Genomic DNA, 15,599 nt, shown 5'->3' on the forward strand with positions numbered 1-15,599 from the left:
ATCGTACGATGCAATCCAGACGGACCTTCATGTGCGGATGCATGGGCGCATTTGCCGCCTGCTCGCTGTTCCCGGGCGTGAGCAATGCCAAGATGATCGACCTGCTGCCGCCGTCCGATCCGGCCGACGGCAAGACGTTTCGCGTGATCTGCCTGCATGACGTGCGTGACAACCTGATGGCGTCGTTCAACTCCCCGTCGGCGGTGGTCGACCCGTTCGCGGTCGATACCGGCACGCTGACCGCGATCTTCTCGTGGCTGCAGACCAACAACTACCACACCATCACGGTCAAGCAGATCGAGGAGTCGCGGCACGGCGGCAAGCCGCTGCCGCCGCGCTCGGTGCTGCTCACGTTCGACGACGGCTTTCGCAGCCACTACACGAAGGTGCTGCCGCTGCTCGAGCGCTTCAAGTATCCGGCCGTGATGGGCATCGTCACCGCGTGGATCGATACACCGCCGGATACGCCGATCCGCATCAGCGACAAGGTGCAGGTGCCGCGCGACTACTTCCTGTCGTGGGACGAAGTGAAGAAGCTAGGCCAGTCGCACCTCGTCGAGCTCGGCTGCCACACTCACAACCTCCATCACGGCGCGATCGCGAATCCGCAAGGCAACGAGTTGCCGGCGACCACCTCGCACCTCTATCTGCAGGACCAGAAGCGCTATGAAACCGACGCCGAATTCGAAGCGCGCGTGCACAACGACCTCCAGACGTGCGTGCGGCAGATCCGCGAACACACCGGCATCGTCGCTCGCTCGATGGTGTGGCCATACGGCGCGGAAAACCAGCCCGTGCGCAAGATATCGACGTCGCTCGGCATGGACATCCAGTTCAGCCTCGACGCCGGTCCGAATACGCCGGACGTGCCGCTGGACCGGTTGAGACGGATCCTGATGATGTATGACGTCGACATCGGCGGATTCGAACGCTCGATGCGCGAACCGGCATCCAACCGCGGTGACGTCGACGTGCCCGAGCGCACCGTGCAGGTCGATCTCGACCAGGTCTACGATCCGGATCCCGCGCGGCAGGAAGCGAACCTCGGCAAGCTGATCGAACGCATCTACCGGATGCAGCCGAAATCCGTGTACCTGCAGGCGTATGCGGATCCGAAAGGCACGGGCGTGGCCGAAGCGGTGTATTTCCCGAACCGGCACCTGCCGATGCGCGCCGACCTGTTCTCGCGCGCCGCGTGGCAGCTCAACACGCGCGCCAACGTGCAGGTGTACGCATGGATGCCGGTGCTCGCCTTCCGGCCGCCGGCGGACAAGCAGCGCGGGATCGAGGCCGTGAGCGCCTACGGCGGCGCGCCGGCCCGCGAGAACGGCACGCGCGTGTTCCGGCTGAGCCCGTTCGATCCGGATGCGCGGCTGATGATCCAGCAGATCTACGAGGATCTCTCCAAGCACGCGTCGTTCAGCGGCATCCTGTTCAGCGACGACGCCGTGCTCGACGACTACGAGGATGCGGGCAAGCATGCGCTGCGCATCTATTCGCAGTGGGGGCTGCCGGCGGACATCGGCAAGATCCGCGAGAACCCCGACCTGATGAAGCGCTGGACGCGCCAGAAGTCGCGCTACCTGATCGACCTGACCCGCCAGCTCTCGCAGATCGTGCTGGCCCACCAGAATGCGGGCGACGTGCTGACGGCACGCAACATCTTCGCGATGCCGGTGCTCAAGCCCGAATCGGAAGCGTGGTACGCGCAAAACTACGACGATTTCCTCGCGACCTACGACTACGTCGCGCTGATGGCGATGCCGTACATGGAACAGGCGAAGGATCCCGAAGGCTGGCTCGACCAGCTCGTGCAGGCCGTCCATGCGAAGCAGCGCGGGCTGGAGCGCACCGTGTTCGAACTGCAGTCGTATGACTGGCACGCGCACAAGGACGTGCCGGCGGGCACGCTGCTTGCGCAGATGCGGCGGCTGCGCAGCAAGGGCGCGGTGAATTTCGGCTACTACCCCGACAACTTCCTGAACGGCCAGCCGCAACTCGAAGCGATGCGCGACGTGATGTCGCTGAAGTCCCGCCTCGATCCGAACTCGATCAACGCGCTGATGCAGATGCAGCATCCGCAGGGAAGCAAGACGCCATGAACACCCACAGCATCATCCAGCGCCTGCAGGACTTCGTCTTCTACTATCCGTTCTTCATGTCGTATCTGTGGATGATCGGCGGCGTCGTTCACTACTTCCTGCTCGAGGAGGGCCGCGAGCTGTCGACGCGCACGATCGCGTCGAGCGGCATCCCGAAGATCTCGATCGTCGTGCCGTGCTTCAACGAAGCGGCGAACGCGCGCAGCGTGATCCGGCACCTGAACGCGATGGACTACCCGAACTACGACATCATCGCGGTCAACGACGGCAGCCAGGACCGCACCGGCGAAATCCTCAACGAGCTGGCGGTCGAGATCCCGCGGCTGCTCGTGATCCATCACGCGCGCAACGAGGGCAAGGCAGTCGGGCTCACGACCGCGGCCGCGGTATCGAACGCCGAATACCTGCTCTGCATCGACGGCGACGCCCTGCTCGCGCACGACGCGATCGGCTGGATGCTCGAGCATTTCCTGACCGATCCGGGCGTCGGCGCGGTCACCGGCAACCCGCGCATCCGCACGCGCACGTCGCTGCTCGGGCGCATGCAGGTCGGCGAATTCTCGTCGATCGTGGGGCTGATCAAGCGCACGCAGCAGGTGTACGGCCGCATCTTCACGGTGTCGGGCGTGATCACGATGTTCCGCAAGACCGCGCTCGCCGATGTCGGCTACTGGAGCTCGGACATGCTGACCGAGGACATCGACATCAGCTGGAAGCTGCAGTGCCGCGACTGGCGCGTCGTGTACGAGCCGCACGCGCTCAGCTGGATCCTGATGCCCGAGACGGTCAGGGGGCTCTACCGGCAGCGGCTGCGCTGGTCGAAGGGCGGCATCCAGGTGCTGATCAAGTACGCCGGCACGCTCGCGCGGCCGACGCAGATGATGATGTGGCCGCTGTTCATCGAGTACCTGATCGGCATCGCGTGGGCGTACTCGATGTCGTTCATCCTGCTGCTCGCGCTGATCAACGTCGTCTACCCGCTTCCGCCGAGCTGGCATGTGTCCGTAGTGCCGCACTGGCACGGGATGCTGCTGGTGGCGACCTGCATCCTGCAGCTGATTATCGGCAGCATGATCGATCGTCGTTATGACGAAAAACTCCTGATGTACTTCCTTGACACTATCTGGTACCCCGTCGCGTTCTGGTTGATCAGCATGGTCACCACCGTCGTCGCCCTGCCCGCCGTTGTATTGCGGGGCCGCGGCAAACGCGCCGTTTGGGTCAGTCCCGACCGAGGCATTCAACATGAAGAACGCGCCGATTATTGACCTTTCCCTGCGCGCCCCGCGCGAACTGATCGCCGAGCGCGGCGGCATCGTCGGACCTGTGCTCGTTGCGTGGTTCCGCCTCATGCGGCCCGCGCTGGTGGGTGGGGTCTGGGCATCGATCTGCATCTATACCTACCGCTACCTGCTGCCGTTCAACGAGGCCGAGATGCCGATCGAACAGATCGTGTTCTACGTGACGAGCATCGCGCTGATCGCCGGCACGATCGTCATGTGGCTGATCGCGGGGCGCGTCGTGCATCCGCTCGCATACCGGTGGCGCGTGTCGAAGATGCTGCGGCGCTCGGCCAGCGTGAAGGTACGCTCGGTCCCGACCGCGCTCGCGGGCGCCCGCCGGCGCGGCGCACGACGCACGACGCGCATTCTCGTCGCGTCGCACGACGCGAACGGCTCGATCTCGGGCATCGAATGGGTCGCGCACGCAGGGCCACAACACCGCGAATAGGTCAGCGGAGACGTGCCACGCCGCGCGCGACGCATGCCGCGCGGCGCGACACCGCTCCTGATAGCGCGCTGCCGCGCGTCGCGCGCGCCAGCCGGCAACTCCCCTGTAGACGAGGTGAATCATGTGCGGAATCGTCGGAGCAAGCGGTCTGAAGAATCAAGTGCCGCAACTGGTCAATGCACTGAGCCGGCTCGAGTATCGCGGCTACGATTCATGCGGCATCGCCGTGCTGCGTGACGGCCACCTGCGCAGCGAACGCACGCTGCGGCGCGTGGCGGACCTGCAGCACCGCGTGCTGACGCTCGGTCTCGAAGCGCAGACCTGCATCGCGCACACGCGCTGGGCGACACACGGCGCGCCGTCGGAAGTCAACGCGCACCCGATCATGTCGGGCGACACGATCGCGGTCGTGCACAACGGGATCATCGAAAACCATGACGCGCTGCGCGCCGAACTGCGGCAGCGCGGCTATACGTTTCGCGGAGAAACCGACACCGAGGTGATCGCGCACCTGATCCACAGCGTCTATCGCGACGACCTGTTCGATGCCGTCATCCGCGCGGTCAAGCGGCTGCACGGCGCGTATGCGATCGCCGTGCTCAGCGCGCTCGAACCGCAGCGGCTCGTCGCCGCGCGCGCCGGCTCGCCGCTCGTGATCGGCATCGGCGCGGACCAGAACTATCTGGCGTCCGACTGCGCGGCACTCGGCGACCTGACCGACCGCTTCGTCTACCTGGAAGACGGCGACGTCGCGCTGATCACGCCGGATCGCATCGACGTCGTCGATTCGGTCGGGTGCGAAGCCAAGCGTCCGTTGTGCGAGGTCAAGGCGCGCGACGACGACGCCGCGCTTGGGCCCTACCAGCACTTCATGCAGAAGGAAATCTTCGAGCAGCCGAAGGCGATCGCCAGCACGATCGACGGCATCGACGCGATCTCGCCCGCGCTGTTCGGCGGCGACGAAACCGCGCGAGCGTTGTTGTCGAAGACCCGCAGCGTGCTGCTGCTCGGCTGCGGCACCAGCTACTACGCGGGCCTGACGGCGAAATACTGGCTCGAGGGCATCGCGGGCATCCCGGCGCAGGTCGAGATCGCGAGCGAATACCGCTATCGCGATACCGTGCCCGATCCGCGCACGCTGGTCGTCGGCATCTCGCAGTCCGGCGAGACCGCCGACACGATCGGCGCGCTCGAGCGCGCGCGCGGGATGGGCCAGGACATGTCGATGGCGATCTGCAATGTGGCGACCAGCTCGATCGCGCGCAGCGCGCCGCTCTGCTTCCTGACGCGTGCCGGCATCGAGCTCGGCGTCGCGTCGACCAAGGCGTTCACGACGCAGCTCGTCGCGCTGTTCCTGCTGACGCTGACGCTCGCGCAGCAGCGCGGCCGGCTCGACGCCGCGCAGGTCGCGATGCACCTGAAGAAGCTGCACGCACTGCCGGAGCGCATCGCCCACGCACTCGCGCTGGAAACGCAGATCATGGGCTGGGCCGCGAAGTTCGCGCGCACCGAGAACGCGCTGTTCCTCGGGCGCGGCATTCACTATCCGATCGCACTGGAAGGCGCGCTCAAGCTCAAGGAAGTGTCGTACATCCATGCGGAAGGCTATCCGGCCGGCGAACTGAAGCATGGCCCGCTCGCGCTCGTCACGAGCGCGATGCCGGTCGTCACGATCGCGCCGGACGACCGCCTGTTCCAGAAGCTGAAGTCCAACATGGCCGAAGTGCGCGCCCGCGGTGGACGGCTGTACGTGCTCGCGGGTCATCAGCTCGAGATCGACGCCGACCGCGACACGCACCTGATCCGCGTGCGCGAATCGGGCGATGCGCTGTCGCCGATCGTCAACGTGATTCCGTTGCAACTGCTCGCGTATCACGTCGGCTGCGCGCGCGGCGCCGACGTCGACAAGCCGCGCAACCTCGCGAAATCGGTCACCGTCGAATGAGGGAGCGGCCGGACGTGGCGCACGCGTTCCCCCTGCGCGCACGCGCGGCCCGGCGTGCCGCCGCATGGCGCGTCGCGGCCGCTCTGTGCGGCGCATGCGTTGCCGCCGCGCCGTCGTACACGTGCGCCGGCGCGCCGGTCGTGCATACGGTCACCGTGCAGGAAGCTTCAGCGCCGCAGGAACGCGGCGACGCGCGGCGCTTCATGCACGGGATCGGCGTGGCCGACGCCGGCGACGGCCGGCGCTGGGTGTTCTTCAGCAGCTCGGGCATCGCGCCGCGCGGCGCGCTGCGCAACGGCAACTGGCCGCATGACGTGTATGTCGGCGAATGGCTGCCGGGCAAGCCGGGCCTGCTGCGCGTCCATACGTTCATCAGCCGCCCGGAGGCGCAGGAACCGGTATCGATCGCGCAGAACCCGCGCGGCGACATCTTCGTCACGTTCGAGGACGGCTGGGACACGCCGGAGACGGTCAGCCAGCGATACGGCATCTACCGGCGCGACCTGAAGCCGATCAAGCCCTACCCGAACGACGTCGAAGCGGGCGGCCACTCGGGGCACGTCGCCGCGGTGGGCGAGCGCTTCGTCGTGTTCTATTCCGCCGACTGGATCGACGGCGGCGGCGTCGACAATCTCGGCACCGGCAACGGCGTCTACGTGAAAACCTACGATGCCGAAGGACGCGTGCTGAACCATGTGTCGGTCGCGCCGCACCGCCGCGAGTGGTGGCCCATGGTCGCGGGCTCGCCGCGCCGCGCGCTGCTGGTCTGGCAGAAATACATCGAAGGCAGCACGGACGCGACGCTCGAATATGCGATCTTCGATCCGGTCACGGCCAAGCTCGACAAGCTCGGGGTGCTGAACGACGCGATCCAGTACTACGTGTATTCGTCGGCCTACGCGCCGGCGGTCGACCGCTTCGTCGTCGTCACGACGACCGCGGACAATCGCGGCGTCGCGATGCTGATCGACCCGGACGGCCGTCGCGTCGCCACGCTCGACTGCCTGCCGGCGTCGGTGCGGGAGGCCGGGATCGGCGTCGACGGCACGCATGCGTACGTGCCGACCCGCGACGGGCGGCTGCTGACGCTGGCGCTTTCGGCAACGGGCATATCGGTGAGCGGCGTACAGCGTTCGCCGATTCCGTGGGGCTCGACCGGCATCGCCGGGTTCCCGGCACGCGGCGGGGCGATGCATTTCGTGTCGCTGACACCGTCCGGCACGCGCGAAGCCGATTTCGACACGGCGCGGGACACGCCGTTGCCGAAGGCCGACACGCAGTGTCCGACGCATTGACGACGACGCGCATCGATCATCCGGACCCACGCGAATCACCCATCCCTTTGCACCGCTGCCCGAATCGCGCGGTGCGATTCCTGCGCACGCATCCGGCGGCCGGGTAGCCGGACAAGCTACCGTCGCCGGTTCGATCCCGGCCCCGTGCTCCCGCCGCCGCAGTCGCCAGCGCCGCCCTTAACCGCTAGACTGTCGCCCGATTCCTTCCATCGGCCGCGGCACTCGCCCCTTCTGCCGCCGCCGCAACGCCCCTCCACGGAGTACGAATGCTGAAGCGCCGGTGGTTTTCGCTGTTGCTGCTGATGATGTGCCTGATCGCCACGCGCGCGTCCGCCCAGGGCTCGCTCGAACTCGACACCGACGGCACGCCGCGCGTCCTGACGCGCCAGGCGCTGCTCGCGCGCACCGACGCGACGGACATCCACGTGCCGCGCGACATTGCGTACGGCCGGCCGATGACGTTCCGCGCGGTGCCGTTCGCCGCGCTGCTCGGCGACACGCCGCCAGCCGCCGACGGCGTGCTCGAAACGCGCGCGGCCGACGGTTTCGCCGCGCAATTGCCGCTGGATCTCGCGCGCCGCCGTGCGCCGGCCGGCGCCGTCGCGTGGCTCGCGATCGAGGATCCCGCGCACCCGTGGCCGACGCTGCCGGACAAGCAGGTCAGCGCGGGGCCGTTCTATCTCGTGTGGCTCGGGCCGGACGCGTCGTCGGTCCGCGGCGAGCAGTGGCCGTATCAGATCGTGCGCATCACGGTCGAATCGTCGCCGCTCGCGCGCTGGCCGTCGCTCGCCGTCGCTCCCGCGCTGCCGGCGAACGATCCGGCCCGCGCGGGCCAGCGGCTGTTCGGCACGCAATGCCTCGCGTGCCACCGGCTCGACGGCGCGGGCAGCAGCCACGCCGGCCCCGACCTGAACGCACCGATGAATCCGGTCGATTACTTCCAGCCGGCCGCGCTGCGCCGCTACATCCGCAATCCGGCATCGGTGCGCGACTGGCCAGGCCGCGTGATGCCGGCGTTCCCGCCCGAGCAACTGAGCGACCGGGAACTCGACCAGATCGTCGCCTACCTCGCGTACATGGCGCGGCGCAAGGCCGGCAAGTAAGCCGCGCCGGTCAAGCGCCCGCTTCCTGCGCGCTCTGCAGCACCGCGCGCAGCAGCACGTCCGCCCCCGCCGTCGACCATTCCGGCGTGATCGCCTCGGCCTCGTTGTGGCTCAGCCCGTCGACGCACGGCACGAAGATCATGCCGGTCGGCGCGACGCGCGCGACATAGCACGCGTCGTGGCCCGCGCCGGACACGATGTCCATGTGCGACAGCCCGAGCGCCTGCGCCGCGTCGCGCACCGCGTCGATGCAGCGCGGCGCGAACGGCACCGGCGGATACGTGAAGATCTGCTCGATCCGCGCGCCGAGCCCGGCGTCGGCCGCCACGCGCGCCAGTTCCGCACGCAGCGCCGCATCGAGTTCGTCGAGCACCGCATCGTCGGGATGGCGGAACTCGACCGTGAAGAAGCAATTGCCCGGCACCGTGTTGCGCGAATTCGGCCGCGCCTCGATCATCCCGACCGTCGCGCGCGCGTGCGGCGCATGGCGCCGGCCGAGCGCATCGACGAATTCGATCATCCGCGCGGCGCCCACCAGCGTGTCGCGCCGGAATTCCATCGGCGTCGTGCCCGCGTGCGCGTCGACGCCCGTCAGCGTCACCTCGTACCAGCGCTGCCCCTGCCCGGCCGTCACGACGCCGATCGTCTTGCCCGCGCGCTCGAGAATCGCGCCCTGCTCGATATGCAGTTCGTAGGCGGCATGCACCGGATAGCCGCCGACGGGCTCGGCGCCCGCATAGCCGATCCGCGCGAGTTCCTCACCGATCGTCTTGCCGGCGCCGTCCGCGCGCGACAGCCCGTATTCGAGCGGATAGACGCCCGAGAACACGCCGGCCGAGATCATCGCCGGCGCGAAGCGCGAGCCTTCCTCGTTGGTCCAGATCACGACGTCGATCGGGCGCTCCGTCTCGATGTCCGCATCATTCAGCGCGCGCACGACCTCGAGGCCGCCGAGCACGCCGTAGATGCCGTCGTAGCGGCCGCCGGTCGGCTGCGAATCGGCGTGCGAGCCCGTCATCACCGGCGCGGCGTCGGGATTGCGGCCCGCGCGGCGCGCGAACACGTTGCCCATCCGATCCACCCGCACCGTGCAGCCGGCGTCGCATGCCCACTGCACGAACAGGTCGCGCGACTCGCGGTCGAGATCGGTCAGCGCGAGACGGCAGACACCGCCCTTCGGCGTCGCGCCGATCTGTGCCATCCGTTCGAGCGATGCCCACAGCCGCGCGCCATCGACACGCGGTGCGCGTGCGAGGTCGTCATGCATTGCCGGCCTCCGCTGCGTCGTCGCGCGGCGCGGCCTGCAGCGCATAGCGGAAATCGCAGCGCTTGCCGCCCTGCATGATCGTGCTCGTGCGCGTGAGCGCGATGCGCGGGTCGTAACCCTCGATGAAGTAGCTGTCGCGCGCGCAGCTCAGCAGGTGGCCGATCTCGCCGAGCCCCATCGCGTGATACATCTCCGCATAGCTGCAGCGATGCACGTCGTAGTCGTAGTGCGCGTCGTCCGCGCGGCGCACCTCGACGTCGAGCGCGTCGTCCTTCTCCCACAGCACCTGCAGCGCGATGAACGACTGCACGCTCGTGCCGTCGGGCTCCTGCGCGGCGAACGTGCGGCCCGCGTCGACGGCCGCGCCGCGCACGGCTTCCGCGATCACGGCCTGCGCGCGCTCGGTGCCGAATTCGCGTTTCATGATCTCGTAGATCGGCTTGATGATTTCCGCTTCGATGCGGCGCCGCGCGAGGATGCCGAGGCGCGTGTCCTCGGGTGCCGCCGCGGCTGCATGGGTCGTGTCTGTCATGGGAAACGTCTCCGTCGTTATTTCGTTGCGGGGCGCGCGCCGCCGAGCACGTCGACGACGGTCCACTTGCCGCCGCGTACCTGGTAGATCGTGAACGCCGGGTCCTTCAGGTTGCCTTGCTGATCGAACGCGACCTGGCCGGTCACGCCGGACCGGTCGATCGCGCGCACGGCCGCGACCACCTTCGCAGGCTGCGTCGTGCCGGCCTTCTGGACGGCCGCGATCAGCGTGGCGGCCGCGTCGTACGCGAACGGCGCGTGCAGCTCGATCGGTGCATGCCAGCGTGCGCGATATTGCGCGTCGAACGCCTTGCCGCCCGGCATCCGGTCGAGCGGCAGGCCCGGCTCCAGCGCCGTCACGCCTTCGCCGTCCTTGCCCGCGAGCGACAGGAAGGTCTGGCTCACGAAACCGCCGGCGCCGAGCAGCGGCGCGTTCACGCCGAGTTGGCGCATGCGGCGCGCGATCGGCGCGGCCTGCGCGTCGAGCCCGCCGAAGAACACGAGATCCGCGCGCTTGCCCTTGATCGCGGTCAGCACGCCGCTGAAGTCGGTCGTCTTGTCGTTCACGTACTGGCGATCGACGATCGTGCCGCCGTTCGCCTGCACGCCCTTGATGAACTGGTCGGCGAGCCCCGCGCCGAACGACGTGCGATCGTCGATCACCGCGATGCGCTTCGCCTTCAGTGTCTTCACCGCATAGGCGCCGGTGAAGTTGCCGCCCGCATCGTCGTGACCCATGATGCGGAAGGCGGTTGCGTAGCCCTGCTGCGTGTACTGGTGGCCGGTGGATGCCGGCGCGATCTGCGCAATGCCCGCATCGCGATAGACGCGCGACGCCGGCACGCTGCAGCCCGTGTTCCAGTGACCGACGACGCCGATCACGTGCTGGTCGACCAGCTGCTGCGCGACCGCGACGGCCGTGCGCGGGTCGGATTGGTCGTCGGCCGCGACGAGCTTGTAGACGACCGGCTTGCCGCCGATGCTCGGATGCTTCGCGTTCGCGTCGTCGATCGCGAGTTGCGCGCCGTTCTGGAGGTCCTTGCCGATTCGCGCGGACGGGCCGGTGAGCGGCGCGGCGAGACCAATCAGGATGGTCTGCGGCGCGGATTGCGCGAAGGCGGGAACGGCCGCGATCAGCGCGGCCGCGGAGAAGGCGAGACGGGCGGGAAGAAAGGCGATTTTCATGTGCGGGGATCAGTGATTCGGCTCAAAACATGAAAAATATTAAAGATTCGACACCCGCACCCCAAATACTCAATTGTTGGATGCTTATGCCATTCCCGACACAATAGCGTAAACACCTGTAAATACAGCGTATTTTCAGATTGTCGCTTACCCTGATTTTTCGATAAAATTCGATACATGAAAAATATCGAACAATTGCCGCACGATCCGCCGCTGCGCGCCGTCCGCGCGTTCGAGGCATTCGCGCGTCTCGGGTCGGTCACCGCGGCCGCGCACGAGCTCGACATCACGCCGTCCGCGGTCAGCCACCAGCTGCAACTGCTCGAAGCGTTCATCCAGACGCCGCTGACCGTGCGCGAAGGCAGGCTGCTCGCGCTCACTGATGAAGGGCGCGACTATTACCGCTCGATCAGCGCCGCGTTCTCGGTACTACGCAGCGCGACGCGCTTCGTGCGCGACCGCTCGTCGCTGCGGCAGATCACGATCAGCCTGATTCCGCTGCTCGGCATCGGCTGGTTCATTCCGCGGCTGCACGCGTTCCTCGCCGACAACACCGACGTCGACGTGACCGTGCTGTACGCCCATCACCGCAACTATCGAAGCGACGCGTCGGACCTGTCGATCCGCTTCGGCACCGGCGACTGGCCCGGCTACCGCTGCGAGCGGCTGCTGCCGGGCGCGATGGTGCCGATGTGCAGCCCGTCGTTCCTGAAGCGCCACGGGCCGTTCCGCACGCCGGCCGATCTCGCGCGGGCGCCGCTCGTGCACGACGAGGATCGCAGCACCTGGGTCAACTGGCTGCAGGGTGCCGGCGTGCGGCACGTGTCGCATGCGGTCGGGCCGATGTTCGAGGACGGCCAACTGACGCTGAGCGCGGCGCGCGCGGATCTCGGCGCGGCGCTGCTGCGCGCGCCGCTGGTCGAGCGCGAACTGGCGAGCGGCGAACTCGTGCAGCTGTTCGACCACGCGCTCGACGACGGGCGCGACTACTACCTGTGCACGCGCGAGGATGCGGACATGCCGGACGGCGCGAGACGGCTTGCCGACTGGCTGAGGAAGATCGCCGCCTGAGCGGCTGGCTCGCCGCCGGCCGGCCGAGCATCGCCGCACGCGTGGCCCGCGCGAGCGGCGTCCGTCAAGCATGCCGGAGAGCCGCGCGTCACACTGCCCGCCCCCAGCCGCGCTCCGCCGCATAAGTGACCGTCGCCCGCGCCAGCTCCTGCGTGCTGTCGATCAACACGAACGGCGCATCGCGCAACGCACGCGCGGCGATCGGAATTTCCGTGCAGCCCATCACCGCGACGCCCACGTCCCGCCGCGCCAGCGTCGCGAGCGCGCGCGACAGGCATCGCACCGACGCATCGAGCTTCCCCGCCTTGACGGCCGCGATGCACGCGGCGATATCGCGCTGCGCGGCCACGGCCGGCATCACCGGCTCGAAGCCGCGCGCACGCAGCGCCGCCTGGTAGAAGCCCGATACCAGCGTGCCGCCCGTGGCGAGCACCGCGACGCGCCGCACGCCGGCCGGCACCGCGGCCACCGAGGCATCGACGATATGCAGGACCGGCGCCGCGCTGCGCTCGCGCAGCGGCGCATACCAGTGATGCGCCGAATTGCACGGGATCGCGATCACGTCGACACCGCAGCGGTTCAGCAGCGCGACGCCGTCGAGCAGCGCCGGCAGCGGATCGGTCCCGCCGTCGATGATCGCGCGCGAGCGATCGGGCGTCTGCGTCAGGTTCGCGACGATCATCGGCAGATGCTCCTGGTCGCAGCGCGCGCGCGTCAAGCGAATCACGCGATGCATGAAGTCGACCGTGGCCAGCGGCCCCATTCCGCCCAATACCCCGACAAGCGCCATGATGTCTCCTTCACGCGCGCGGCGGCCGCGCGCAGATCGCGGATACGACGGCCGAGTTGCCGATCACCAGCAACAGCGTGCGCAATATCTCGCAGAACGGATCGACCGCCACGAACAGCACGAACGCGGCCTCGAACGGCAGGTGCAGCGCCGCGCAGACCATGCCGGCGAGCGACACCGTCACGACCCCCGACGTGCCCGTCGACGCGAATCCGGCCAGCACCGACGCGACCAGCACGACGCACAGCTCGCCGGGGCCGAGCGAGCGTTCGTAGAGTTGCGCGACGAACAGCGTCGCGCTCGCGTAATAGACCATCGGCCCGACGCGCAGCAGTGACACGGCGAGCGGCACGACCAGTTCGACGCGCGCGCGGGCAAAGCCGAAGCCGTCGGCCAGGCACTCGATCATGCTCGGCATGCAGGCCACGCTGCTGCGCGTGGCGAGCGCCATCGCGAACGGCGTGCGCAAGCCGGCCAGCGTCTCGGCCAGCGTCGCGCCCGAGCGCTTCCAGATCACGGCGATCGCCGCCGCCATCAGCACGAGGGAGACGACCACGAACGCCATGACGAAGCGGAACATCGCCTCGAGCGGCCCGAACCCGGACGTGCCGATCTGCGCGGCGCCGCCGCAGAACAGCACGATCGGCGTCGGATACGCGAGCCAGTGCATGATCCTCTGGCACGTGAAATACACGGTCTCCAGCGTCTGGCTCAGCGCCGCCGAGATGCTCGCCGGCACGCGTCCCGACGCGAAGCCGAAGAACAGCGAGAACACCAGCGCCTTCAGCGTGTCGCCGCTCGCGAGCGCCGCGAAGAAGTTGCCCGGCACCAGCGCGATCAGCATGTCGGCGAGACCCGACGACTTCTCCGCGGGATCGGTGCCGTACAGCGTCATCACGGTGTCGCTCGCCGCGCCGTCGCTGCCGACCAGCGCGCCGAACGCCTTCAGCGTCGCATTCGACAGATGCTCGCCCGGGCGCATCGCGACCAGCACGACCGCGCCGACCACCACGACGAACACCGACACGCAGCCGAACATCGCGATCACGCGCATCACGAGATCCGATGCGCTGCCCTCGCGCAGCAACCGCTGCAGGCTGAAGATCACGGCGGCCGTCATGAACGGCAGCGCCGTCATCTTGAGCAGGCCGACGTACACCTCGCCCACGTAGTCGAACTGCGGCGCGGCGGCCGGCCACAGCATCCCCGCCACGATCCCGAGCGCGAGGCTGCCGAATACCGTCAACGGATGGATCGCGAACGCATGCAGCCGCTCGATGCGTGGCTTGATCCTGCGGGTCTCGTTCATGTTCATTTCAGTGGCCCATCGCATCGAGCAGGGATTTCACGTCGAGCCGCTTGTTGCGCTCGACCAGGAACTGGTTGACGAACGCGAGCAGCGTCGGCGCGGACACCGGCACGCCGACGGCGAGCGCGTCGGTCAGGTCGTCGAAGGTCGCGACGCGCAGCCGGATCGGCGCGCTCGGGTCGTCCTGCATCACGAGCTTGATCGCGAGCTCGTCGCGATACACGGCCGTTACCGCCCCCGCGTTCAGCGCGTCGAGCGTCGCCGGCCAGCTCGGATAGGTGCGCACCTGCGCGGCCGGGAAGTCGTTGCGCACGTATTCGGCGTAGGCCGAGCGCGCGACGACGCCGATCGTGCCGCGATAGTCGCGCACGACTTCCGGCAGCGGCCGCCCCTTCGCGAGTTCCGCGAAGCTGACGCGGTTGATCAGCAGCGCGCGCCGCAGGCTGATGTATGGCGTGCTGAAGCGGACCACCTGCGCCCGCGGCAACGTGCGCGACAGCTTGCTGATCGCGACGTCGGCCTGCCCGATCGCGAGCAGATGAACGACGTCGTCGAAGGTGCGCGCCTCGCGGTCGAACTGCACGGACACGCCGAGCTTTTTCGCGAGCTCGTCGGCGAGGTCGATGTCGACGCCCGCCAACGCGCCGTTGCGCGACCCGAAGAACGGCGGCTGATCGACGCCGAGCACCGCGACGACAAGCGTGCCACGCGTGACGATGCGGGCGAACTCGGGCGCAAGCAGCCGGCCGTCGGGCATCGGCACGAGGCCGGTGGCCGTGGTGGCGGGCGTGGCCGTCGGGGCCGGCGCGGCCGGCGCGGCCGGCGCGGATGCGTCGAGGGCCAGCGCCGATGCGGCGCACGACACGGCGATGAATGCGCAGGCCGCACCGCGCAAGTGCCGACGCAGGCATCGGCGCACGAGGAAGATGTCGCGGCACCACGCAAGCAGCGCGCGCGCGGCGCGTCCGGGAAAGAGGTTCATGGCGCAGGAGGACGAAGAGTGTCGAACGACCGCGCAGCCGTTCGTGTCGAACGGTTGCCGGGCCCTGGCGCGAAGCGCGTGGCCGTGGTTCGGCGCCGCACGCTCCCGCCCGCCCAATGTGTCAGAAGCGCCGCCCGGCCGAAATCCGCCGGAAGGCCCGGCCCGGATGTCACGGGCCGTCCGGACGGCCCGCCGCAACGGGGGCCGGAAGCAGATAGGAATTCCCGATGCCGTGGATTGAAACAAGCAATTTCACAAACTCGGGGTCAACCCGGATACTGGGAACAC

The 15,599-nt window shown here is 68.4% G+C and carries 13 protein-coding genes; 7 read left to right on the forward strand and 6 right to left on the reverse strand.

Features of this window, described 5'->3' with window-relative positions:
* Positions 1-8: 8 nt before the first annotated feature.
* The 6 genes from pgaB (at position 9) to ACVK00_RS00185 (ending at position 8,176) form a co-directional block, all read left to right on the forward strand.
* Positions 9-2,102, forward strand: coding sequence for a poly-beta-1,6-N-acetyl-D-glucosamine N-deacetylase PgaB (gene pgaB, locus ACVK00_RS00160; protein ID WP_228909644.1), 2,094 nt, complete (start codon positions 9-11; stop codon positions 2,100-2,102).
* The gene (gene pgaC, locus ACVK00_RS00165) at positions 2,099-3,370 is read left to right on the forward strand and encodes a poly-beta-1,6-N-acetyl-D-glucosamine synthase (RefSeq protein WP_228909643.1); all 1,272 of its coding nucleotides are present in this window, start codon (positions 2,099-2,101) and stop codon (positions 3,368-3,370) included. Before pgaB ends, pgaC begins: the two co-directional genes overlap by 4 nt.
* A complete protein-coding gene (locus ACVK00_RS00170) occupies positions 3,348-3,833 on the forward strand; it encodes a Biofilm PGA synthesis auxiliary protein PgaD (RefSeq protein ID WP_166723628.1) in 486 nt (161 codons plus the stop codon). The genes pgaC and ACVK00_RS00170 overlap by 23 nt, the downstream gene beginning before the upstream one ends.
* Positions 3,834-3,954: 121 nt before the next feature.
* The gene (gene glmS, locus ACVK00_RS00175; protein WP_284893912.1) at positions 3,955-5,778 is read left to right on the forward strand and encodes a glutamine--fructose-6-phosphate transaminase (isomerizing); all 1,824 of its coding nucleotides are present in this window, start codon (positions 3,955-3,957) and stop codon (positions 5,776-5,778) included.
* Complete coding sequence (locus tag ACVK00_RS00180; RefSeq protein WP_284893911.1) at positions 5,775-7,073, forward strand: hypothetical protein; 1,299 nt, start codon at positions 5,775-5,777, stop codon at positions 7,071-7,073. Before glmS ends, ACVK00_RS00180 begins: the two co-directional genes overlap by 4 nt.
* Before the next feature lie 266 nt (positions 7,074-7,339).
* Positions 7,340-8,176 carry a c-type cytochrome gene (locus tag ACVK00_RS00185; protein WP_284893910.1) on the forward strand — a complete coding sequence of 279 codons (837 nt, stop codon included), beginning with the start codon at positions 7,340-7,342 and terminating at the stop codon, positions 8,174-8,176.
* 10 nt (positions 8,177-8,186) lie between these two features.
* Here the strand turns inward: ACVK00_RS00185 and ACVK00_RS00190 are convergent, their stop codons facing one another.
* Genes ACVK00_RS00190 through ACVK00_RS00200 form a run of 3 tightly spaced genes read right to left on the reverse strand, consistent with a single transcriptional unit; the run spans position 8,187 to position 11,159 of the window.
* Entirely contained in the window at positions 8,187-9,443 is a 1,257-nt protein-coding gene (locus tag ACVK00_RS00190; protein ID WP_354123103.1) for a Zn-dependent hydrolase, read from the reverse strand.
* Positions 9,436-9,975 carry an L-2-amino-thiazoline-4-carboxylic acid hydrolase gene (locus ACVK00_RS00195; RefSeq protein ID WP_012365809.1) on the reverse strand — a complete coding sequence of 180 codons (540 nt, stop codon included), beginning with the start codon at positions 9,973-9,975 and terminating at the stop codon, positions 9,436-9,438. The genes ACVK00_RS00190 and ACVK00_RS00195 overlap by 8 nt, the downstream gene beginning before the upstream one ends.
* 17 nt (positions 9,976-9,992) lie before the next feature.
* Positions 9,993-11,159 carry a branched-chain amino acid ABC transporter substrate-binding protein gene (locus ACVK00_RS00200; RefSeq protein WP_228909638.1) on the reverse strand — a complete coding sequence of 389 codons (1,167 nt, stop codon included), beginning with the start codon at positions 11,157-11,159 and terminating at the stop codon, positions 9,993-9,995.
* A 177-nt stretch (positions 11,160-11,336) separates the two neighbouring features.
* Between ACVK00_RS00200 and ACVK00_RS00205 the strand changes: the two genes are divergently transcribed.
* Complete coding sequence (locus ACVK00_RS00205; RefSeq protein ID WP_011658529.1) at positions 11,337-12,230, forward strand: LysR substrate-binding domain-containing protein; 894 nt, start codon at positions 11,337-11,339, stop codon at positions 12,228-12,230.
* Positions 12,231-12,318: 88 nt separating this feature from the next.
* Here ACVK00_RS00205 and cuyB read toward each other — a convergent pair whose 3' ends face one another.
* The 3 genes from cuyB to ACVK00_RS00220 are packed head-to-tail and all read right to left on the reverse strand — an operon-like array spanning position 12,319 to position 15,311.
* On the reverse strand, positions 12,319-13,020 hold the full coding sequence (gene cuyB, locus ACVK00_RS00210; protein WP_284893908.1) for a cysteate racemase: 702 nt from the start codon (positions 13,018-13,020) through the stop codon (positions 12,319-12,321).
* 10 nt (positions 13,021-13,030) lie between these two features.
* On the reverse strand, positions 13,031-14,335 hold the full coding sequence (locus tag ACVK00_RS00215; protein WP_284893907.1) for a dicarboxylate/amino acid:cation symporter: 1,305 nt from the start codon (positions 14,333-14,335) through the stop codon (positions 13,031-13,033).
* 1 nt (position 14,336) lies between these two features.
* On the reverse strand, positions 14,337-15,311 hold the full coding sequence (locus ACVK00_RS00220) for an ABC transporter substrate-binding protein (RefSeq protein WP_284893906.1): 975 nt from the start codon (positions 15,309-15,311) through the stop codon (positions 14,337-14,339).
* Positions 15,312-15,599 lie beyond the last annotated feature (288 nt).

It is taken from the genome of Burkholderia sp. PvR073 (assembly GCF_054055695.1).